Here is a 799-nt window from a genome sequence, read left to right as displayed (position 1 = left end):
TGCTCGCCGGGGCCGCCAACTTTATTCTTGGCCTTGAGGATGGCAAGAAGCGCTTTGCCGACAACGCGCTGGCGATGAGCAAGGCGTTCACGCTCTGCTGCACCCTTGACGAGGCCAAGGCAGTGCGGGAAGAAGTGGCCTTCTTGCAGGCGGTCAAAGTGTTGTTGACCAAGAAGGCGATCTCCCAAAAGAAGAAAACCGACGAAGAGCGCGACTTGGCCATTCGCCAGATCATCGGCAATGCGGTGGTATCGGGCGATGTGGTCGATGTGTTTGAAGCGGTGGGGCTCGACAAGCCCAATATCGGCCTGCTCGATGATGAGTTTCTGGCCGAGGTGCGCAACCTGCCGGAGCGCAATCTTGCGGTGGAGTTGCTGGAGCGACTGCTGGAGGGGGAGATCAAGTCGAAGTTCGCGACCAACCTCTCCCAGGAGAAGAAGTTCTCGGAGATGCTGACCAAGGTGATCGCACGCTATCAGAACCGCTCCATCGAAACCGCACAGGTGATCGAGGAGCTGATCGACATGGCCAAGAAGTTTGCCGCCGTAAGCAAGCGGGGGCAGGCCTTGGGCCTTAACGATGACGAGCTCGCCTTCTATGATGCGTTGGCCAACAACGAGGCGTCAGTGCGTGAGCTGGGGGACGAGATACTGGCCAAGATAGCCCATGAGCTGACAGCCAACCTGCGCCGTAGCGTGACCGTGGATTGGAGCAGCCGCGAAAGCGTGCGCGCCAAACTGCGGCTGATGGTCAAGCGCATCCTGCGCAAGTACAAGTACCCGCCAGACCAGCAGGAAGA

Annotated in this window: 1 protein-coding gene; it reads left to right on the top strand. The window is 59.1% G+C overall.

Going from position 1 to position 799, the window contains the following annotated elements:
• Positions 1-799, top strand: a 799-nt coding sequence (locus tag OKC40_RS22695) for a DUF3387 domain-containing protein (RefSeq protein ID WP_270797050.1), incomplete at both ends; no start/stop codon positions are given.

The sequence above is a fragment of the Aeromonas sp. QDB11 genome, assembly GCF_027705265.1.
Taxonomy (GTDB): Bacteria; Pseudomonadota; Gammaproteobacteria; order Enterobacterales; family Aeromonadaceae; genus Aeromonas; species Aeromonas allosaccharophila.
The sequence above is the reverse complement of the archived record's forward strand: the minus strand, read 5'-3'. Positions and strand labels throughout refer to the sequence as shown.